The organism is Ralstonia sp. 22111, assembly GCF_052045895.1.
GTDB classification, from domain to species: Bacteria; Pseudomonadota; Gammaproteobacteria; order Burkholderiales; family Burkholderiaceae; genus Ralstonia; species Ralstonia wenshanensis.
Window position 1 is genome coordinate 117,858 of sequence record NZ_JBQEPR010000005.1, and the last position, 20,220, is coordinate 138,077.

Here is a 20,220-nt window from a genome sequence, read left to right on the forward strand (position 1 = left end):
TCGCTGCAACACGAAGCGAAATGCAGTAAGAAGCAAGCAGTAAAAGACAGTACCTCGGGGCTATAGCTCAGCTGGGAGAGCGCTTGCATGGCATGCAAGAGGTCAGCGGTTCGATCCCGCTTAGCTCCACCAAAATGCCGGAAGATTCGATTCAAAAAAATAATTTGAAAAGAGGCTTCCAAAACGCAAAAAAGTTCGTTATAGTAGCGGACTTCGCAGCGTAAGACAGAAAGCGTTGCAAAACAGTTTCTGTCCCCTTCGTCTAGAGGCCTAGGACATCACCCTTTCACGGTGAGTACAGGGGTTCGAATCCCCTAGGGGACGCCAAAACAAGAGCTTAACCAGAAGCTCATTAGCAAAATCAGTCTCTAGCTGATTTTGCAACCGACACGGAGCGGTAGTTCAGTCGGTTAGAATACCGGCCTGTCACGCCGGGGGTCGCGGGTTCGAGTCCCGTCCGCTCCGCCAAATCAAAACCCGCTGCTTGCAGCGGGTTTTTTCTTTTGCGCTTTCAATTCAAGCCACGCTAATCAAGATTGATGCTGCTTTAAAGTGAGTGTGAATGGCTCGCTTTAATTGGCAGCGCGGCTCACGCGATTGAAATAGCTGACCAGCAGCGCGCCAGCCACCAGCAAACTGAGCCCATTGGCGGCCCAGAAACCGGCTGCGCCGCGCAGTGCCGCAGCAATGTCCCCCAACAGCCCAAATCCAAGCACATAACCGCCGCCAATCCCTACGCCCCACAGCGATAGCGCATAGATCACAGTGGGGATGAGCGCGATTTTGTATGCGCGCAGAATGAACGCCGTCATGACCTGGAGCGCATCGAACATCTGATAGAAGGCGATGAAAGGCAGCAGCGGCACCGCAATCGCCAGGACGGCGGCATCGTGCGTGTATAGGCTGACCAGCTCCCGCCGCAAGAACAGCACGGCCGCGCCAACGATGACCGCACACATCACCGCCAGCTTGATGCCATTCAGTGAGATGCGCCGTGCTGCTACGCGATCGCGGGCCCCAATGGATTGCGCGGCCAGCGTGGACGTCGCGATCGATAGCGATAGGGGCACCATATACGCAACCGCTCCAAGGTTGGCGGCAATCTGATGCCCGGCCAGGACCACCGTGCCAAGGCGCGCGATGAAGATCGCCATCAACGTGAACGACGTGATCTCGATCAGGTAGGTGAAACCCATTGGCACGCCCAGGTGTACCAGCGCCCACAGCCGCGCGCGGTTAGGGGGCGAGTAGTGCGTGAAAATCGCGAACGGCTTATATGCCGGATTGCGCATCAGGATGATGACCGCTGCGACGAACCATAGCCAGCTGATGATCATCGAGGCAAGTGCGCAGCCTGGGCCGCCCATCGCCGGGAAGCCCATGCCGCCGTACAGAAATAGTGCGTTGAGAGGAAACTTGATGGCGAGGCCTGCGAGCTGCAGTACCGTCACCATCACCGGGCGCGACAGCGCGTTGTTCAACGCAGAGTAGATCCGGAAGCCGAGTGCCGCAGGCAACGCGAGCGCTTCATACCGCAAATAGGCGGTGGCTTTCTCAGTGAGTTCTGGCGTGGCGTCCGCCAGGTGCAGTAGTGGGGCGGGGAACCAGAGGATCAGCATACCGATCGCGGCGAGCACCAGTCCGAGCCAGGCGGCCTGGCGCACTTCTTCGCCGATCTCGCTGTGCCTTTGCGCGCCGTAGAGTTGTCCTGCGATGGGCGAGAGCGCTTGCAGCACGCCCATCAGGCTGATGTACACCGTCACGTAGATCGAACCGCCGAGGCCGATGGCCGCGAGGTCTGCTGCAGAGGCGCGGCCAGCCATCGCCGTGTCCAGTACGCCGAAGGCGATGACAGCCAACTGGCCGATCAGTACCGGCCAAGCCAGTTCGGTAATGCGGCGGACGTCGGCGACAAACATGAGGGGCTACGGAAACCTTACTGGCGCAGCTTGCGTCGGCGTGTGGTTGCCGGGGTGGGCGGCGGATGTTTGGCGGCCGCGGCCTCAGTCAGGCGGTACATGCGGAAGTGCTCATCGCGATCGGCTGGGCGGCGGCCTTCCCAGATCAGGCGCCACTCGTAGTTGGAGACGCTCGTCGGTGCGCCGTAGTCGTACGGATCATGACGCAGCAGGATGTCGCAGTTGTCTTCGGCGCTGCCAAAACGGATGTGGCCGAAGTACGCAAATGAGGCGAGCTGCGCATCGCCCATACGGATCGGCTGCACGCACGTGTAGGTGCGCGGCAGTGCGAGGGCGGCCGACTGCGCGACATCGCGATATGTCTTGGCGTAATTGATGGTGGGTAGCCACAGCGTCATCATCAGCACCCACATTAGCGTGGTGCCGGCGGCCGAGATCACCACTGCGCGCCAGATGGCCTTTGGTGCGCGTGATGTACGCCAGACGACGATCAGCACCCACGCCGCGGTCACGAGCAGTGCGCAGACCAGTGCGGTCCAGCTGAACTCGGGGCGATAGCCCGGCACGATGCGGTACACGTTGCGCGCAAGCTGAGGCGGAAAGCCCGTCATCTTGGCGATCCACAGCAGCCAGAGGGTGCCACCCAGAATGGTGAAGGCCAGCAGCGCAAACCAGTCGATTGCGCTGATGGCGCCACGCTTGAGTGTCGGCAGCGCGAACGTGGCCATCACCGCCATCGGTGGAATCAGCAGCAGGAAGCCGTCGTCGCCCGGGTGGGGCTGCATGAGCAGCAGCACCAACTGCGGCAGCAGGACGGCCAAGGGCAACGTGATATGCGGAGCGGTGCGCATGCCGCCCCAGCTCTTCCACGCCCATGCGGCCAGCGGCCAGACCGGCCAGGCGAACAATGGCAGGTTGCGCGCGACAAAGCCGAGCGAATGCGCCGTCGGGCCAGCGTATTGGTGGCGATCGAAGCGTGCCCATTCGCGAACGTAGGTCACGGCGTCAGTCGGATTATTTGCCAGCAAGTACGCCATCGCCGGCCACGAGCATCCCAGTACGAGCGACACGGGCAGTGCCACTGTGAGCAGTGCGCGCAGCGGCAGCACGCGCGTGGCATGCGCGGCGATCAATACGGCCACCGTGATTGTCAGGGGCAGGATTGGGCCGCCCGCCAGCGACAGGCAACCGATGCCGATGCCGTAGATGAGACTGCCGTGCACCGGCTTGTCCAGCGCTCGGATCAAGCCATACACCGCGACCGCCACGAAGCAGAGCGCCCCAACCAGCGGTGTCGTTTCGTGACCGCGCTGCGCGAGGCCTACGCAGGCGAGGAAGATCAGTAGTGCGCCATCTGCCAGCGTACGGCCGTAGTCGCGCGTGTTGGGCTGGCCACCAAAGACGAATTCAAACGGTTGGACTTCCGCGCGACGACCCAGCAGATAGGCGCCATACCAGATGCACGCGCTGGTGACGAAGAAGAAGAGGGCGGTCGCCAGGCGCGACGCATCCGCGGGGCCGAGCCATTGTCCGAAGAGGCGAATGAACGCCCCGCCGATCCAGAACACCAGCGGCCCCGATTGCACGACAGGGCGCCCGACGATGTTTGGCATCAGCCAGTCTTGCGCGTTGCCGGTGGCCAGCGTCCACATCGCGCCGAAGCCGGCGGCGTCTTCGTTCTTCCACGGGTCGCGCGAAAACAGGCCCGACAGGCCGTAGATCACGCAGATGGCGAGCAGCAGCCAACGCGGCAACTCACGGGTGGCGGCGGCAGTCAGGCGGATGCGCGAGACGCGGGTGGTGTTCATCGAGTGTCAGACCGGGCGAGCCCGGCCGGGGTTGCACAGCGACGTGCTGATCGTAAAGAGAGGGGCCGAATCAACGGCCTAACATGTGCCGAAAAACAAAAAAGGCAGCCGGAGCTGCCTTTTTCTGACCACTAAGACGGTCTGCACTGAGCGGGTCATGCGCTGAGCCGTCTCCGGCGCCGGTATTACTTGGCAGCCTTGCCGATCTTGCTGCCGAACTTGTTGCGGAACTTTTCGACGCGGCCTGCCGTGTCCAGAACCTTTTGCTGGCCCGTGTAGAACGGGTGCGATTCGGACGAGACTTCGATCTTTGCCAGCGGATATTCCTTGCCGTCCAGCGTGATCATTTCCTTGGTCTGGATGGTCGAGCGGGTGATGAACTTGAAGTCGCTGGACATGTCCTGGAACACGACTTCGCGGTAATTCGGGTGAATGCCTTCTTTCATGATGGGCCCTGGGGTAGAGGTAGCCAATTCGCGGCGCGCTTCAGGTGCTCACATGGTAGGAGCCACCGTGCGACCAGCCCTCGAATCACTTGCCGGGTGGAGAAACGAGGATTATGCCAGAGAAACAAAGGCTTGAGCAACGCGCCAGCCGCAAAATCCGTCGTGCCGGCGCATCGGAAAGTGACTTTAGGAGCCTATTTCGATCAAGGTTTGGCCAGACGCTCGATGGTGAGCACGCCGTGGCCGTCCAGATCCACGGTCCTGGTGTCGCCGACGCGCAACGAGGTGTCGAGGTTGCGCGCCAAGGTGTCGACGCGTGCAGGGGCCTCGGTGTCGGGCGACGGCTGGAACCGATGCAGCGTTACACCGATGGACAGCGTCTGGAACTCGCCCGACGCTCCCATCGGCCGCAGGGTGACGTCCACGCCGGTCTTGGCCCAGCGGTGGCGCATGAATTGGCAGGTAGTGGTGTCGCAGCCGAGCGGGATTGTGTCATCGGGCAGGCCGGCGGCGAAGCGCGCCTCCCATTCTTTCCTGGGCATCGAGCCGCCCACGTCGTACGTGTGGGTACGTTCGAGCAGTGCGATGTGCTCGCCCGTGGTGGATGTGTCGGCCGAAAGCGTGACGCGTTTGGTTTCTGATTGCCCATCGAATTGGGCGGTGACGCTGAGGATTACGGGCACGGCTGGCTGTGCCCACGCTGTGCCGGCAGCGAGACAACAACCGAGCAGCGTTGTGCGAAGCGCTTGGCGAATCGTCATGGCAGGAAACCCTCCTGGCGTTGCTCAGCGTCCAGCACGCGCCGTGCCGGATCTTGCAGGTAGAAGTCTTGCAGGAGCGCGTACAACGAGGGCAGCGTCTCAAACAAAGCCACCGGTTCAACGAAGAACACTTCCGACGCTACCGCAAAGAACTCGGCCGGATGCTGTGCGCCATAGGGGTCGAGCAATGAAAGGATCGGGTCGTCGCCCCACCGGCGCTCGGGAATCTGGTCGCAACGATTGGCGAAGGCGTCGTACTCGGCATAGAGTTCATCGGCCCATTGCTCGCTGTCAACATCGGCATGCAGCCGCGATGAAAACGCCGGGACGCCGTCCGATTCGCCGTTGAGCATGTCGAGCTTGTGTGCAAACTCGTGCACGACCACGTTGTATGGCTGCGCGCCTGGCGCGGCCAGTGCGCCCCCCAGTTCGATGTCCTGCCACGAGAGGATGACCGGGCCGTGCTCCCATGCCTCACCGGCGGCTTCTTCACGCACGTTGTGCACGACGCCGTCTTCGTCCATGACCTCCTTGCGGATGACGAACTCTCCGGGGTAGATGACCACCCCGTGCCATCCGCCGTACCACGACATGCCCAACTCAAGGATCGGCACGCTGGCCTGCACGGCAACGCTGATCACCATGTCGTCGGTGAGCGGCAAATCGTGCGCGGTGGTGAATTCCTTTTCGGCGATGAAGAGCGTGGCCTTTTCACGCAGGCGTGCGAGGTCTGCGTCAGACCAGTCGACCAGGAAGGGCAGGCTATCGAGCGCGCGTGACCACAGCGCGTCGGAGATGGCGTAACGGTTCAGCCGCCGCGTGCGTGCGCGGCCGGAGAACCACCGGAGGACAGACGAAAGCATGCGTCCAGTATATCGGCCGGCGCCTGCAGCTTTGCGACGCGCGCTTGCGCCCTTGTCGGGGAATCAGGCGACTGACAGGAGTCGTGCACCGCGCTGATTGGCGACGTACACGGCCTCGGTGCGGCTGCGGACTTTCAGGCGCCGATACAGCGTGCTGATATGCGCCTTGGCTGTCGCCTCGGAGATGTTCAGCATGCGGCTGATGGTCTTGACCGGATGCCCGCGCGAGAGCAGCACCAGAATCTCGTACTGCCGCGGCGTGATGCCGAGCAGCTTCGGATCGGTCTGCGGGTCGCCTGCAAGCGCCGGGTTGGGTGCGCCGTCCAGGCGTGATTCCGGCAGCAGCGCGCTGGCCGGAATGTACTGACCACCCACCAGAACGAGCTCCAGCGAAGCCGCGATGACTTCGCCCGGCGAATGCTTGAGCGTGTAGCCTGACAATCCCATCTGCATGAGCGTACGGATGATGTCGGGCGATTCGGATTCCGCCAGCACGACCACGTGGCGCGCATGGGGCCGATGCATGATTTCGCCGATGGCCGACAACTCGTCGAGATGTGGCAAGGGCAGGCCGATCACAAGCAGTCCGGCGTCGGCATTGGTTTCGATGGCGTCGAACATCCCTTCGTCCGGTTCGACAACCGTGACGCCAGTGACGCCCTTGAGCGTCCGTAGCAGGTGCGCAATGCCTGTACGCACCAACGGATGGGCTTCGATCAAAACAGTGTTCATCGTTGTTCTCGACCTGTTACCGATCTTGCGAACATCCTTGTCGCCCAGGCGAGATACAGGCCGGAGCAGACCCCCGTTCCGAATCATTTTAGTGGCGGAAGTCAAAAATGACAGCCGCCACGGCCATGCCTCGGGACCCTCCTTGCGGCGTCCTGGGTACTGTAGCCCAGCGTTTGCCAGGGCGCGCAATTCGACCACCGCAGCACCTGCGCCCGATAACCGCGGTTTTTGTGGCGACTGCTGTTTCAGTCGCGACACAAAAAGCGCATGCCATGCAGGGGCGCGCGGTTCTCCGTGTGGAAAATATCCCGTTAAAACAAGGCGTTAGCCATCATGGCATGGATGTCGCTCTATATCCGTCGGGGAGGAGCGAGCCATGCCGACAATCGCGCAGCGCTGTGCTCGACGTTTGCCGTTCGGGTGGACGGTCGAGAAGACCGGAGTGGTCGCAAATCGCACGGCCATGATCGTCATGGTGCCTGCGCTTGCATTAGACGGCGATTTCGTCGCGCGGCGTCCAGTTACACCGCTGATCGCCCTTCGAAGCGTTCTCGCCGATACGTTGCCGGCGCGACTCGCATTCGGTCTCATTCCCACCCGCGCATTCGATCCATCCACCGGTTCTGTCGTGTCCGCACTCACGGACGGCGAACTGAGTACGTCGCATGCGTGGCTTAACAATCCAACGGCGAAGGGGCTTTCGCAATCCCCCCGGAAGTGGGGTGCTTTGCGGTATGTGCCGCTTACCGTGTCAGATTGCCGGCGCCGCAACAGTCTCTTGGCACAGGTTGTCGTTGGTTGCGCAGCCTTGGGTGCACCAAAAATGTGGCGCTTTCGCAACGTGCGCCGAACAGGCCGGCGTAGCGGCTCTTCAACGGTTTCGTGCTCCGTCCCCCGGCGGGCACTCTTTTCTTAATAGCCATCCTGGAGCTAGATCCCGATGCACACCAACCTGGCCGCGTTTGCGGCGCTGGCACCGCCGATTGACTCCGTTGCCGGCAACTGAATTGAATGCACTGAACCAAATGCTGGATGAATCCGGTTGGGGGAAGCAGGCAGTGCCAGGTCGGTCATTTTTCGTTCTTGCCCTCAATGCCCCTCAGGAGCGCAGCGCTAACGCTACGCCCCCGATCGCATGAAACCGATGAGACGGACGACGCTCAGGCCGTATGCAGCGGATGCTCTGCGCGAATGCCGTGCTTTTGCATCAGCCGGTACAGCGTGACTCGGGACACCGCCAATTCGCGCGCCGTCATGCCCATGTGGAAGCCGTTGCGCGCGATGGCCGTACGGATGGCGTCCGACTCGGCGCCTTCGCGCGCTTCTTCCAGCGTCTGGCCCGACACGGATGCGTAGCCTTCGAGATGCAGGTCAGCGGCGGAGATCTTGCGGTTGTCGGTCATCACCAGCGCGCGGCGCACGCGGTTGATGAGTTCGCGTACGTTGCCCGGCCACGGGTAATGCATCATCGCGTGCAACGCGCAGGGCGTGAACCCGCGGATGCGGTGCGAGGCTTCGCTCGCGTGCTGGGCCAGGATGTGTTCGGCCAGCAGCACGATGTCGCTGCCGCGCTCGCGCAGCGGCGGCACCGACAGGGTCAGCACGCACAGTCGATGGAACAGGTCGGTGCGGAATCCGCCGTGGTGTTGGGCTGCCTCCAGATCCACGTGTGTCGCCGAGATGATGCGGATGTCCAGCGGGATCGCCTGGTGCCCGCCCAGCCGCGTGATCGTGCCTTGCTGCAGGAACCGCAGTAGGCTGACTTGGCTCTCGAGCGGCAGGTCGCCGATTTCATCGAGGAATAGCGTGCCGCCATTGGCATGCTCGACCCAGCCGATATGACGTTGATGCGCGCCGGTAAATGCGCCTTTTTCGTAGCCGAACAATTCGGACTGGATCAGGTGCGGCGGAATCGCTCCGCAGTTGATGGCGATGAACGGCCCGCCTGCGCGCGAGGACGCTTCGTGAATGGCCTGCGCTGTCAGCTCTTTGCCGGTGCCCGACTCGCCCGCAATGAAGGCTGGCGCACTGTTCTGCGCGACCTTGCGGATGGCGCGGAACAGGCTGTGCATGGCGGGGCACTCGCCCAGCATGCGAGCGTGATTCGCCTTGGGCGCCGGCGTGACTTCTTGTGCGAGCGAGGCCATGCCCCAGGCGTGACGCAGCGAATACGCGGCTTCATCCATACGCAGCGGCATCTGCACGTAGTCCACGCAGTAGTCGCGCACGAGTTGGCGCACGCGTTCGTGGTTCAGCATGGCGGGCGGTAGGGCGGCCACCCAGCCTACATGCGAGACCTGCATGCAGCGCTCGAGCAAATCCAACTCCGCAGCGGAGAACGCGCTGCTGAAATCGACCAACCCGGCCATGGGAACGCCGTCGCGAATGGCGCAACCCAGTTCACGCATCGACGTTACGCGCCGCACGTGCCACTCTGCACCCAGAATCGTCTCGTCGATCTCCCCCATCCCTGCGCGCGACGCCACTACGACGGTTCGGCACGCAGCAGTACATTCCAGCGACTCTTCGCGCATGGTTTCCCCCGTTCGATTCTTGGTGTGGTTCGTTCTTTGCCGAGGCGGCTCAGCCAGGGCAGGCTTGCAGTATGGTTGCCGAGTTTCTCTTTTGCGATGACGTTTAAGGACGATGGTGGCAAACGCTTGCGCGCCCGCGCTGTAATGCAAACGAACTAGCGAATTTCACAGCTATGACGAGGAAATCCGCTGGAAAAACAGGCGGTTGACGCAGCAATAAAAAAGCGCACCACAATGGGTGCGCTTTTCGCTATGCAGACAGGAGATTCAGCCGCCGCGTCGCATCATGTCGAAGAACTCGGCGTTGTTCTTTGTCGTCTTGAGTTTGTCGAGCAGGAATTCCATCGCCTCGACCTCATCCATGTCGTGGATGAACTTACGCAGAATCCACACCTTCTGCAGAATGTCCGGTTTGATCAGCAGCTCTTCGCGGCGCGTGCCCGACTTGTTCAAATTGATGGCGGGGTAGACGCGCTTCTCGGCCAAGCGGCGTTCCAGGTGCACTTCCATGTTGCCGGTGCCCTTGAATTCTTCGTAGATCACGTCATCCATGCGGCTGCCGGTTTCGATCAGCGCCGTGCCGATGATGGTGAGCGAACCACCTTCTTCCAGGTTACGTGCCGCACCGAAGAAACGCTTCGGACGCTGCAGCGCGTTGGCGTCGACACCGCCGGTCAGCACCTTGCCCGAGGTCGGCACCACGGTGTTGTAGGCGCGGGCCAGACGCGTGATCGAGTCCAGCACGATTACCACGTCCTTCTTCAGTTCGACCAGGCGCTTGGCCTTTTCGATGACCATTTCGGCCACTTGCACGTGACGAACGGCCGGCTCGTCAAACGTCGAGGCCACCACTTCGCCGCGCACGGTACGCTGCATTTCGGTCACTTCTTCCGGGCGCTCGTCGATCAGCAGCACGAACAACTCGGCTTCCGGATGGTTGGTCGCGATGGCGTGCGCAATGTGCTGCAGCATCACGGTCTTGCCGGACTTCGGGCTTGCCACCAGCAGCGCGCGTTGGCCGCGGCCGATCGGGGCAATCATGTCGATGATGCGGCCGGTGATGTTTTCTTCGGCCTTGATATCGCGTTCGAGCGTGAGCGGCTTGTTCGGGTGCAGCGGCGTCAGGTTCTCGAACATGATGCGGTTCTTGACCGCCTCAGGAGGCTGCGTGTTGACCTTGTCGACCTTCACCAGCGCGAAGTAGCGCTCGCCATCCTTGGGCGTGCGGACTTCACCTTCGATCGTGTCACCGGTGTGCAGATTGAATCGGCGGATCTGCGACGGGCTGATATAGATGTCGTCGGTGCTGGCCAGATACGAGGTTTCCGGCGAGCGCAGAAAACCGAAGCCATCGGGCAGCACTTCAAGCGTGCCGTCACCGAAAATCGTTTCCCCCTGTTTCGCCTTCTTTTTCAGGATGGCAAACATCAACTCCTGTTTGCGCATGCGTTGGGCGTTATCGATCTCCAGCTGCCCCGCCATTTCCAGCAATTGGGACACGTGCAAGGATTTCAGTTCTGTCAGATGCATAGACGAAAGATGAGGGAAGGGCCCGAACGGGCGGCGAAACGAGAAACGGGGGGAGGGGGAAAGGTCGAGCGAACGCTCGGAGAAACAGATTGGCTGCAATCTTAGCACAACGCTGGCGAGCTTCCAGGCGGAAGTGCGCCAGCGTGGGCGAGGGGCAACGCGAAGGGTCGCCCGCAGCCGAAAAAGGGCTTACAGGTGGCTGTCCAGGAATGCGGTCAGCTGCGACTTGGACAGTGCGCCCACCTTTTGCGCCGCCACAGCGCCATTCTTGAACAGAATCAGCGTCGGGATGCCGCGAATGCCGAACTTGGCCGGCACGCCTTGGTTTTCATCGACGTTGATCTTGGCGATCTGCACCTTCTCGCCGTAGTCCTTGGAAACTTCGTCCAGGATCGGGGCGATCATTTTGCAGGGGCCGCACCATTCGGCCCAGAAATCGACCAGCACGGGTTTGTCGGACTTGAGCACGTCTGCCTCGAAGGACGCGTCGCTCACATACTTGATCTGTTCGCTCATGGCGGGAACCTCTGTTATTTCGTAATAGCTGGCGACGTGCGCCGAACCCATACATTACACGATTACACGAACCGGCGTGTATTGAGACCACTGTCGGCGCGGATGCTGCTGATATAGTACCGACGCCCTCATTTTCAACCGATTCAATCGTTGATTGTGGCTATCAGGCCGATAGCCGCACGTTTCCCGGTATATCGCCATATTCCCTCGCATGCAGACGCTTGCCTTCGCGCCTGGCCCAGCATTCCTTTCCCATGCCGCCGACGCTGCATGGCGCTTTCTGGATGTGCATGCCCAATCCTCGCGTGCCGCCACGGTTGTTGTGCCGACAGCCGCGCAGATTCCTGGGGTGCGCAGTGCCCTGCACGCCAGTGCGCAAGCAGCCGGCACGCCGCGCTTGCTCCCTCGCATTCTGACGCTGGGGCACTGGCTGCTCGATTTGCCACCCGAAGCGGGTGTGCCGGTTGCGCGCACGCCGCTGTCGCGACTGCTCGCCGTGCAGCAGGCCCTCAAGACGCAGGCATGGCTGCGTGAAGCGCTTGGCGCACAGGACGATGCCGCCCTGTGGGGCGTGGCGCAGGTGCTTGTGACGGTGTCGGATGAGTTGTCTCAACGTTGGCTGACGCTGGATGCCGCGCACAGTGGCGCCGATGGGCGTTCCGACGAGCTGGAGTCGGCATTGGCGGAGGCGTTGGAGCGTACCTACGCACAATTGTCCGAGCGTTTCCTCGGTACCGAATCGCGCATCGTGCTGACGTTCTGGCGGTTGCTTTCGGGCGCGGCGGACCCGATTCCAATGCGCCTGCGGGCCATGCGGCGCCTGCTGGACGAACTGGACGGGCCGATCGTGTGGATGAGCCCGACCGATCCCGAGGCAGTTGATCTGGATTTCCTGCAGCGCGCCGCCGAGCGCGTGCCTGTGCTCAACATCGGCTACGACTGGAATGCCCCTGAAGCCGGCGCGTCTGCGGCGCCCGCCACACACGCGGATTTCCGCGATCTGCTGCTGCATGCTTGGCCCGAATGCGTCACGCCCGCCCAGGCGGCGGACGATGCTGGCGACGCGCAGATTCCGGCGCCAATCCTGCGCATTGCGGGTGCCGCCCGCTTTGAGGACGAGGCGGCCTTCGCCGCGCATACGCTGGTCGACTGGTTGAACGCCGGACGCCGCTCGCTGGCGTTGGTGGCGCAGGATCGCATCGTCGCGCGGCGTGTTCGCGCGTTGCTGGCCCGGGTGAACGTGCCGGTGCGCGACGAGACCGGCTGGAAGCTTTCCACGACGCGCGCCGCTGCGGCGCTCATGCGCTGGGTCGACGTGGTGCAGGGCGATGGCGATACCGCTGCGCTGCTCGATTTCATCAAAAGTCCGTTCTGTTTGCGCGATGCCGATGCAGGTGTTGCCACGCCCGCATGGGTTGCGGAACTGGAGCGTCGGGTGCGCCGGCATAACGTTTCGGGTGGCTGGGGGCGGTTGCGCCGACTGGTGGCCGATCGCTCCACCAATGAAGCCGATGGCGAAGCGAAGGTCAGCCGCCTGGCCGATCGCCTCGGCGTGCTGGCTGACGAGGCGGCCCTGTGGCGCCGCGCCGGCAGCGCCACGCTCGGCGCATGGGTAACGCTGCTGGCAGGCACGCTCGATCGTCTGCATATGCGCACCGGTTTGCAGAACGACGATGCAGGCCGCCAGTTGCTGGACTGGATTGACCGCCTGCGTACTTCCATACATGGCAGCACCGATGCGGGCGCGCGGTTCTCGCTCACCGAGTGGCGTGCGTTGCTGTCGATGCTGCTCGAATCTGCGGTCTTCAGCGAGCCTTCACCCCCTGCGGATCGGCGTGTTGTCATCCTGCCGCTGAACGGCGCGCGCATGCGGCGCTTCGATGGCGTCGTGGTGGTGGGTTGTGACGATGCGCAATTGCCGTCGGCGCAGCCGGAGTGGCTGTTCTTCTCCAACGACGTGCGACGCGAACTCGGTTTGCCCGACCGGGCCCAGCGCTTTGCGCAGCAGGCGCGCGACCTGGCCGAAGTGCTGCTCAACCAGCCCGAGGTGGTGTTGACCTGGCAACGCCATGGCGGACGCGGCGAGCCGCATCGCCTTTCGGGCTGGCTCGAACGCTTGCAGCGCCGGCTGGCGGTGAGCGGCGTTCGTATCGATACGTCGGTCACGTTGCCCAGTCTGCAGACCACGAGCCAGCCCACCGACATGCCCGCGCCCGCCGCTCCGTCTCTGGTGCCGTCCACGCTGAGTGCGGCCGCTTACAACAGCCTGCGCCGTTGCCCATACCAGTTTTTCGTCGGTCGCATGCTTCGTCTGGGCGAGCTGGAAGAGGTGTCCGACGAGCTGGAGAAGCGCGACATTGGCGAGATCCTGCACGCGATCCTGCATCGTTTTCACCGGCAGTTGCTGGAAGTGCCAATGCACGATCCGGCGGATCGTCAGGGCTTGCTGCTAAGCATCACCGATGAACTGTTCGGCCCGCTGTTGGCCGAGGATGGCAACGCGCTGCGTTTCTATCGGCGCTGGCTCGGGGTGATGCCGTCGTACCTGGCGTGGCAGGCCGCGCGCGAGGCTGACGGCTGGCGCTTTGAGGCGGGCGAGGTCGATGCCGATACGTCCATCACGTTGCCGGACGAGCGCCCGCTGCGCTTGCGCGGCCGTATCGATCGCATTGACGTGCACGCCGAACACGGCGTGGCGGTGCTCGATTACAAGACGCAATCGCAAATGGTGCTGGTGCGTCGCGCCAAGTCGCCGTTTGAGGATTGCCAACTGCCGTTTTACGGCGTGCTCGATGCGCGCGCAGACTCGGGCGGCTGGGTTTCGCTCGACGGAGAGGCGCGCGGGGACAAGCGCGACGTTGCGTTGCCCGACTTCACGCAAGTCGTCGACTGGTTGATCGAACAGATGCAAAAGGACATGACGGCCCTTGCAGCCGGTGCGCCGCTGCCGGCCTTCGGTGATGAATCGGCGTGCCGCTACTGCGCGGCGCGTGGCCTGTGCCGCAAGGGGTATTGGACAGACGGCGCACCGCGTGAGCCGGAGGGCACGGCATGAGCGATCACGCTTACGAACGCGATGGCGCAGCGGTCTCGCCCGAGGCCTTCTCGCGCGCCGCGTGTGACCCGCAGGGCTCCGTTGTGGTTGAAGCGTGCGCGGGCAGCGGCAAGACGTGGTTGCTGGTCACGCGCATGCTGCGCCTGCTGCTGGCGGGTGCGGCACCATCGGACATTCTCGCCATCACGTTCACGCGCAAGGCGGCCGAAGAGATGCGCCAGCGTTTGCTCGACATCCTCGCGCAACTGGCCAGCGCTGACGATGAAGGCGTCGTGCGCGAGCTGATCGCGCGCACGGTGGATGAGCGCGATGCGCCGGCGCTGATTGAAACCGCGCGTGGGTTGTATGCCCGCGTGCTGGAATCGCCGTCGCGCATGGCGATCGACACGTTCCACGGCTGGTTCGGTTCGCTGCTGCGCGGGGCGCCGTTGTCGTCTGGCGTGCAGCAGGGCGCATCGTTGCGTGAAGATGCCGGGCGGCTGCGGCGTGAGGCTTGGGCGCCTTTCTGGCGCGGCTTGCTGGCCGACGATCACGCTGACTTGCGCGCCGCGTATGAAGCGCTTGCCGATCTGGTCGGCGATTTCCAGGCGGGTCGCCTGCTCGATGCAATGTTCCACCAGCGCAGCGATTGGTGGGCGTACAAGGCCCAGGCGGCGGGGCGTCCGCTGGATGCATTGGACGGACTGCTTGGCGACGATGCGACGGTCGATCCGTTGATCGAAGCGCTGCAGGATGCGGCGCTGTTGGCCGACATGCTGCGCGTGTCAGGCTGGCTCGGGCAGGGCGGTGCGGCCGAGGGCAAGCGCGCGGTCACCATCGAATCGGCGGTCACCGCAGCGCGCGGAACCGATGTGTCGGATGAGGCCGCTCGTGCGCAAGCATTTGATGCGCTCTTCGCCGCCTTCCATACGCAAGCCGGCAAGGCGCGCGCGTGCAAGCCGACCAAGGCGCTCATCAAAGCCGTTGGCGACGAGCACGCACAAACGCTGGTGACCTTGCACACCACGCTCTGCGAAGCGCTGACCGCCATCCAGGCCCGCCGCCAGGAAGCCCGCGTGCGCGCCGTCAACGCAGCATTGTTTGCGCTGGGCGACGCACTCATCGAACGCTATCAGGCCTACAAGCGCCAGGCGCGCGCGATGGACTTCACCGATCTCGAATGGGAAGCCGCGCGCCTGATGCAGCAAGACGATACCGCCGCCTACCTCCAGGTGCGGCTCGACGCGCGCTACAAACATCTGCTGCTCGACGAGTTTCAGGATACGAACCCGATGCAGTGGTGCATCCTGCAGGGCTGGCTGGCCGGTTATGCCGGCACCGGCACGCAGCCGAGCGTGTTTCTGGTGGGCGATCCAAAGCAATCGATCTACCGTTTCCGCCGCGCGGATGCGCGATTGTTCGATGCTGCGCGTGAAATGCTCGTCGCCGAATTCAACGCGACCGTGCTGCGCACCAACCGCACGCGTCGCAATGCGCCGGCCGTGCTGGAGTGGGTCAATGCCGTGTTCCTGCAAGCGCGGGCGCGCGGCGACTATCCCATCTACGCCGAGCAAAGCACTGCCGTGGACGCACCCATCGGGCAGGCGCTGCTATTGCCACTGGTGCCCGTGTCCGAAGCCGAACAGGCTGACGAAGCCGCCCCCCGCGATACGCTCACCGAGCCGCGTGAGGAGGCCGGCGATTCGCAGCGCTATGAAGAGGGCCGCCAAGTGGCCGCTTGCCTGCGCGCATTGCACGCTAACGAGCGCATTCGCGAAGGTGGCGTCGAGCGCCCCGTGCGGTGGAGCGATTTCCAGCTGCTCGTCCGCCGCAAACGCTATCTCGCCGATTACGAACGCGCGCTGCGCGACGCCGGCGTGCCATATCTGAGCCCGCGCCGTGGCGGTCTGCTGGCGACACTCGAAGCGCTTGATCTGTGCGCGCTGCTTGATTTCCTGATGACGCCGCAAGCCGATTTGTCGCTCGCCCATGTGCTGCGCAGCCCGGTCTTCGCCGCCACCGACAAGGACCTCATCGCGCTGGCGGAGTTTGGCGAAAGCACGGTCGCATTGACGTGGTGGGAGCGCCTGGCCGCGCTGGCCGCCCAGGCTGATGCGGCGGACACCTTGCGTCACGCGCATCGCATGCTGTCGCGCTGGCTGGCAGTGGCGCCCACGCTGCCCGTGCACGATCTGCTCGATCACATCGTCTACACGGGCGAACTCAAGCGCCGCTATGCAGAGCGCGCACCGGCCGCAAACCGCGATCAGGTGCTTGCCAACCTGGATGCGTTTTTGAAGCTCGCGCTCGATCTGGATGGCGGCCGCTATCCGAGCCTGCCGAAGTTCATGGCCGAACTGCGCGCCATCCGCCAGGGCGACGAGGACGAAAGCCCTGACGAAGGCATGCAGGGCGACACGGAAGCGCCGGACGCCATTGATGCCGAAGTTGCCAGCGAAGGCCTTGACGCCGTACAGATCCTGACCGTACATGCCTCCAAGGGGCTCGAGGCGCCGTTCGTCGTGCTGCTCGACAGCCACCACAGCGACGCGCGTGTCGATACGGCCGGCATCTTGATTGATTGGCCGCCCGGGGCGCAGGCGCCTGTGCATTTTTCTGCGTTCGGCAAAACGTCAGAGCGCGGCCTCGCGCGCGAGTCTCTCTTCAAGCAAGAAAATGAGCTTGCCGAGCGCGAGAACTGGAACCTGCTCTACGTGGCGATGACCCGTGCGCGGCAAGCGCTCATCGTTTCCGGTGTGGCGAACAAGCGCGATGTCGCAGCGGCCCAATCAGTCGATGAAGGTGATGCGCCCGAGGTGGACGGCACGGCGAGCTGGTACACGCTGCTCGCCACGGCAGGCGTGGCGTCACCTGCGCCGATGCTAGATGGCCTAGCAGATTCGGCGGGCAATGCGGCAGGGGCGGAGGCGGTCTCTTACCACGACTTCCGCGCGCCGCTTACGGTGACGGTGCGTGTCGGAGCGGCCGGCGCATCCGCAGAGGGGCCTGCCGATGTCGTCTTTGACCAAGGCGCCGTCGCACAGGGCGAACTGCTGCATGCCGTGCTCGAGCGCCTGACGCGCCGTGGCTTGCCTGAACAGGCGCCCGACGCAGAGACAATCGCGCGCTGGTTCGGTGCCACCGGCGTCACGCAAACCGACGCCACGCGCGCCGCCGATGCCGTGCGCCGGATGCTTTCAGCCGAGGCGCTGGCGCACGTTTTCGACCCCGCGCGCTTCGATGCCGCACATAACGAGATCGAACTCTTCGGCCCAGACGGCGCGCTGTTGCGCATCGATCGCCTGATCGAACGCGGCGACGACATCCTCGTGGTCGACTACAAACTGCGCTTGCTGCCCGTTGAACGTGCCGCCTATGCGGATCAGTTGCGCGGCTATGTGGCCGCCGTCGCGCCGATGTATCCGGGGCGCACCGTGCGCGCAGGCGTGGCGACCGCGCAGGGGGAGTGGATCGACCTGGACGCGTTGCCCAAGCCGGTGCAGACGTCACACGACGACAGCCAAGGCGCGTTGTTCTGACGCGGGCGGCACAAACAGAAAAGGGGAGGGTGATGCGGACGGGCAAAAGAGAAGGGGGACGAGCCTGACCCTCGGCACTGGCGGAAAACGGCTGTGGCTGCTTCGTTCCCGACCTGACCAGGTTGACCGCGCCACCATGCGAGGAGGCCCGTCCGACCGGCATTGTAACCGACTCCCACGTCCCCACCTGAATATCCTTGCAATTCGCTCGGCGCGCATGGCGGTTGACCCCTCCGAAGCCGCGTCGGAAATCCACCTCGCTTTGCTACAATCCGCCGCATGAGTTATCAAGTGCTCGCCCGCAAGTGGCGCCCTCGCGATTTCACCACGCTGGTCGGTCAGGAACACGTGGTGAAAGCGCTCACGCATGCGCTCGAACAGCAGCGCCTGCACCACGCATACCTGTTCACGGGTACGCGCGGTGTCGGCAAGACGACGCTGTCGCGCATCCTTGCCAAATCGCTCAATTGCGTCGGCGCAGACGGGCAGGGCGGCATCACCGCGCAGCCGTGCGGCGTGTGCCGCGCCTGTACCGAGATCGATGCCGGGCGCTTTGTCGATTACATCGAGATGGATGCCGCCTCCAACCGCGGCGTCGACGAGATGGCGCAGTTGCTGGACCGCGCGGTCTACGCGCCAACCAGCGGCCGCTTCAAGGTCTACATGATCGACGAAGTGCACATGCTGACCAACCACGCCTTCAACGCGATGCTGAAGACGCTGGAAGAGCCGCCCGAGCACGTCAAGTTCATCCTCGCGACCACCGATCCGCAGAAGATTCCGGTGACGGTGCTGTCGCGCTGCCTGCAGTTCAACCTCAAGCAGATGCCGCCGGGGCACATCGTGTCTCACCTGGACCGCATCCTTGGCGAAGAGGGCATCGCCCACGAGCCGAATGCGTTGCGTCTGCTGGCGGCCGCTGCCCAGGGTTCGATGCGCGATGCGCTGTCGCTCACCGACCAGGCCATTGCGTACAGCGCTGGCGAGGTGAGTGAAGCTGCCGTGCGCGGCATGCTTGGTGCGATCGACCAGAGTTACCTCGTGCGTTTGCTCGATGCGCTGGCCGATGAGAATGGCGCGGCGCTTGTCGAGATCGCTGACGAGATGGCCGGGCGCAGTCTGAGCTTCTCGGGCGCGCTGCAGGATCTTGCATCCCTGTTGCAGAAGATTGCGCTGGCGCAGGTCGTGCCTGTTGCCGTGCAGGACGACTGGCCCGAGGCCGACGATGTGCGCCGCCTTGCCGAGCGCTTCGATGCGCAGTCGGTGCAACTGTTCTACCAGTTTGCCAACCTGGGCCGGAACGAACTGGCGCTTGCGCCGGATGAATACGCCGGCTTCACGATGACGCTGCTGCGCATGCTGGCGTTCCAGCCCGGACAGTCGGGTGGGGACGCGCCGCCGCCTTCGGGCGGTGGTGGCGGGAAGCGGGCGATGCCGCTGGCAGCAACCCCGACCGCATCGACGCGCTCTGCGGCCCCGGCGATTGCGCCCGTGGCGGCACCGCATGCTGAGGTTGCGCCGGTGGCGGTGCGTCCGGAGCAGGTGGTCGAGGCGCCGCGTGCGACTTATCAAGCGACTCCGACGGCCCCAGCGGCCGTTGCAGCGGCCGTGCCGACGCCGGCTGCGGCGCCAGCGCGTCGCTCGCCGGCGATGGAAGCCTTGGCCGCCGCGCGCCAGGCGTCGAGTCGTGGCCGCGGCGGAGCTTCTGCACCTGTTGCTACGCCGGTAGCGGCGCCCGCGCCTGTCGCGCCTGCCTCTGCATCCGCTGCAGGTCCACGTCCGAATCCGGCTGCTGCGCCGGCATCCGCACCGCAGCGCCGTGAAAAGCCGGTTGCAGTTGCCGCGCCCACCGATGACGGCCCGCCGCCCTGGGATGAAATGCCGGGCGAGTTTGCTTCGCCGTCGCTTGAAGAGATGGACGCCGCGTTTGCCGGCTGGGATTCCGCTTCCAACGTGCGCCCCGGAGCGTCTGAGCCGGCGGCACGTCGTCCTGCACCGATCGAAGCGCCGGCAGCTGCGCCTGCGCCGGCTAAGGCGGTCGCCCCGGAGCCGGTAGCCGCAGCGACGCCGCCTGATCTGAGCGCCAGCGGTCTTACCACGTTCGACGGCAATTGGCCGGCACTGGCAGCGAGCCTGCCGATCCGCGGTCTGGCACAGCAACTGGCCTACCAGAGCGAGTTGGCTACCGTCGAAGGCGTCACGATGCGCCTGCGCGTACCGTTGCCTCCGCTGACTGACGCCAACGTCGTCGAGCGCCTGGAGGCAGCACTGACGGAACACTTCGGCACGCCCGTTCGCGTGGCGTGCGATATCGGGCCTGCACGCGCCACCGCGGCGGCTGTCGATGCCGAACAGCGCGCCGAGCGCCAACGCAATGCCGAAGACGCCATCGCCGCCAACCCGTTTGTGCAGGCGCTGGTTCGTGACTTTGCCGCGCAGGTCGTTCCCGGTTCGATCCAACCGCACGCGCACTGAATCGCATTCCAAGACTGAACATTGAATACCGGCGCGCCAACCTGAGCGGCGCGCCCTTCACGA

At 63.9% G+C, this 20,220-nt stretch carries 12 protein-coding genes, 3 tRNA genes and 1 other RNA gene; 6 read left to right on the plus strand and 10 right to left on the minus strand.

Features of this window, described 5'->3' with window-relative positions:
- Positions 1 to 56: 56 nt before the first annotated feature.
- The 3 genes from ACTJK4_RS14625 (at position 57) to ACTJK4_RS14635 (ending at position 468) form a co-directional block, all read left to right on the plus strand.
- Positions 57 to 132, plus strand: a tRNA-Ala gene (locus tag ACTJK4_RS14625).
- A gap of 119 nt (positions 133 to 251) precedes the next feature.
- Positions 252 to 327: transfer RNA gene (locus ACTJK4_RS14630), tRNA-Glu, on the plus strand.
- Positions 328 to 391: 64 nt separating this feature from the next.
- A tRNA-Asp gene (locus ACTJK4_RS14635) sits at positions 392 to 468 on the plus strand.
- 104 nt (positions 469 to 572) lie between these two features.
- Here ACTJK4_RS14635 and ACTJK4_RS14640 read toward each other — a convergent pair.
- The 9 genes from ACTJK4_RS14640 to trxA form a co-directional block, all read right to left on the minus strand.
- Entirely contained in the window at positions 573 to 1,919 is a 1,347-nt protein-coding gene (locus ACTJK4_RS14640; RefSeq protein WP_316868795.1) for an MATE family efflux transporter, read from the minus strand.
- Positions 1,920 to 1,936: 17 nt separating this feature from the next.
- Complete coding sequence (locus ACTJK4_RS14645; protein ID WP_260802666.1) at positions 1,937 to 3,727, minus strand: ArnT family glycosyltransferase; 1,791 nt, start codon at positions 3,725 to 3,727, stop codon at positions 1,937 to 1,939.
- A 185-nt stretch (positions 3,728 to 3,912) separates the two neighbouring features.
- Positions 3,913 to 4,173, minus strand: coding sequence for a type B 50S ribosomal protein L31 (locus ACTJK4_RS14650; protein ID WP_004626237.1), 261 nt, complete (start codon positions 4,171 to 4,173; stop codon positions 3,913 to 3,915).
- A gap of 203 nt (positions 4,174 to 4,376) precedes the next feature.
- Positions 4,377 to 4,934 carry a hypothetical protein gene (locus tag ACTJK4_RS14655; protein WP_440818252.1) on the minus strand — a complete coding sequence of 186 codons (558 nt, stop codon included), beginning with the start codon at positions 4,932 to 4,934 and terminating at the stop codon, positions 4,377 to 4,379.
- Complete coding sequence (locus ACTJK4_RS14660) at positions 4,931 to 5,797, minus strand: zinc-dependent peptidase (RefSeq protein WP_440818253.1); 867 nt, start codon at positions 5,795 to 5,797, stop codon at positions 4,931 to 4,933. The genes ACTJK4_RS14655 and ACTJK4_RS14660 overlap by 4 nt, the downstream gene beginning before the upstream one ends.
- A gap of 63 nt (positions 5,798 to 5,860) precedes the next feature.
- A complete protein-coding gene (locus ACTJK4_RS14665; RefSeq protein WP_009238433.1) occupies positions 5,861 to 6,529 on the minus strand; it encodes a LuxR C-terminal-related transcriptional regulator in 669 nt (222 codons plus the stop codon).
- 1,160 nt (positions 6,530 to 7,689) lie between these two features.
- Positions 7,690 to 9,063, minus strand: coding sequence for a sigma-54 dependent transcriptional regulator (locus tag ACTJK4_RS14670; protein ID WP_232042488.1), 1,374 nt, complete (start codon positions 9,061 to 9,063; stop codon positions 7,690 to 7,692).
- 267 nt (positions 9,064 to 9,330) lie between these two features.
- The gene (rho, locus tag ACTJK4_RS14675; RefSeq protein WP_004626250.1) at positions 9,331 to 10,593 is read right to left on the minus strand and encodes a transcription termination factor Rho; all 1,263 of its coding nucleotides are present in this window, start codon (positions 10,591 to 10,593) and stop codon (positions 9,331 to 9,333) included.
- Between the two features lie 189 nt (positions 10,594 to 10,782).
- Entirely contained in the window at positions 10,783 to 11,109 is a 327-nt protein-coding gene (gene trxA / locus ACTJK4_RS14680) for a thioredoxin TrxA (RefSeq protein ID WP_004626253.1), read from the minus strand.
- 211 nt (positions 11,110 to 11,320) lie between these two features.
- On the opposite strand from trxA, the gene ACTJK4_RS14685 reads away from it, so the two are divergent.
- Both ACTJK4_RS14685 and ACTJK4_RS14690 read left to right on the plus strand, forming a co-directional pair.
- A complete protein-coding gene (locus ACTJK4_RS14685; RefSeq protein WP_440818254.1) occupies positions 11,321 to 14,164 on the plus strand; it encodes a PD-(D/E)XK nuclease family protein in 2,844 nt (947 codons plus the stop codon).
- Positions 14,161 to 17,682: a UvrD-helicase domain-containing protein gene (locus ACTJK4_RS14690; protein WP_440818255.1), complete on the plus strand. Its 3,522-nt coding sequence runs from the start codon at positions 14,161 to 14,163 to the stop codon at positions 17,680 to 17,682. The genes ACTJK4_RS14685 and ACTJK4_RS14690 overlap by 4 nt, the downstream gene beginning before the upstream one ends.
- Before the next feature lie 54 nt (positions 17,683 to 17,736).
- On the opposite strand, the gene ffs is transcribed toward ACTJK4_RS14690, so the two are convergent.
- An RNA gene (gene ffs, locus ACTJK4_RS14695) (signal recognition particle sRNA small type) lies at positions 17,737 to 17,835 on the minus strand.
- Positions 17,836 to 17,961: 126 nt separating this feature from the next.
- On the opposite strand from ffs, the gene ACTJK4_RS14700 reads away from it, so the two are divergent.
- On the plus strand, positions 17,962 to 20,157 hold the full coding sequence (locus ACTJK4_RS14700; RefSeq protein ID WP_440818256.1) for a DNA polymerase III subunit gamma/tau: 2,196 nt from the start codon (positions 17,962 to 17,964) through the stop codon (positions 20,155 to 20,157).
- The last annotated feature ends 63 nt before the right edge of the window (positions 20,158 to 20,220 follow it).

Coding starts and splice junctions, on each gene's coding strand:
- ACTJK4_RS14640 (WP_316868795.1), bottom strand. CDS start 1,919: ATGTTTGTCGCCGACGTCCGCCGCATTACCGAACTGGCTTGGCCGGTA.
- ACTJK4_RS14645 (WP_260802666.1), bottom strand. CDS start 3,727: ATGAACACCACCCGCGTCTCGCGCATCCGCCTGACTGCCGCCGCCACC.
- ACTJK4_RS14650 (WP_004626237.1), bottom strand. CDS start 4,173: ATGAAAGAAGGCATTCACCCGAATTACCGCGAAGTCGTGTTCCAGGAC.
- ACTJK4_RS14655 (WP_440818252.1), bottom strand. CDS start 4,934: ATGACGATTCGCCAAGCGCTTCGCACAACGCTGCTCGGTTGTTGTCTC.
- ACTJK4_RS14660 (WP_440818253.1), bottom strand. CDS start 5,797: ATGCTTTCGTCTGTCCTCCGGTGGTTCTCCGGCCGCGCACGCACGCGG.
- ACTJK4_RS14665 (WP_009238433.1), bottom strand. CDS start 6,529: ATGAACACTGTTTTGATCGAAGCCCATCCGTTGGTGCGTACAGGCATT.
- ACTJK4_RS14670 (WP_232042488.1), bottom strand. CDS start 9,063: ATGCGCGAAGAGTCGCTGGAATGTACTGCTGCGTGCCGAACCGTCGTA.
- rho (WP_004626250.1), bottom strand. CDS start 10,593: ATGCATCTGACAGAACTGAAATCCTTGCACGTGTCCCAATTGCTGGAA.
- trxA (WP_004626253.1), bottom strand. CDS start 11,109: ATGAGCGAACAGATCAAGTATGTGAGCGACGCGTCCTTCGAGGCAGAC.
- ACTJK4_RS14685 (WP_440818254.1), top strand. CDS start 11,321: ATGCAGACGCTTGCCTTCGCGCCTGGCCCAGCATTCCTTTCCCATGCC.
- ACTJK4_RS14690 (WP_440818255.1), top strand. CDS start 14,161: ATGAGCGATCACGCTTACGAACGCGATGGCGCAGCGGTCTCGCCCGAG.
- ACTJK4_RS14700 (WP_440818256.1), top strand. CDS start 17,962: ATGAGTTATCAAGTGCTCGCCCGCAAGTGGCGCCCTCGCGATTTCACC.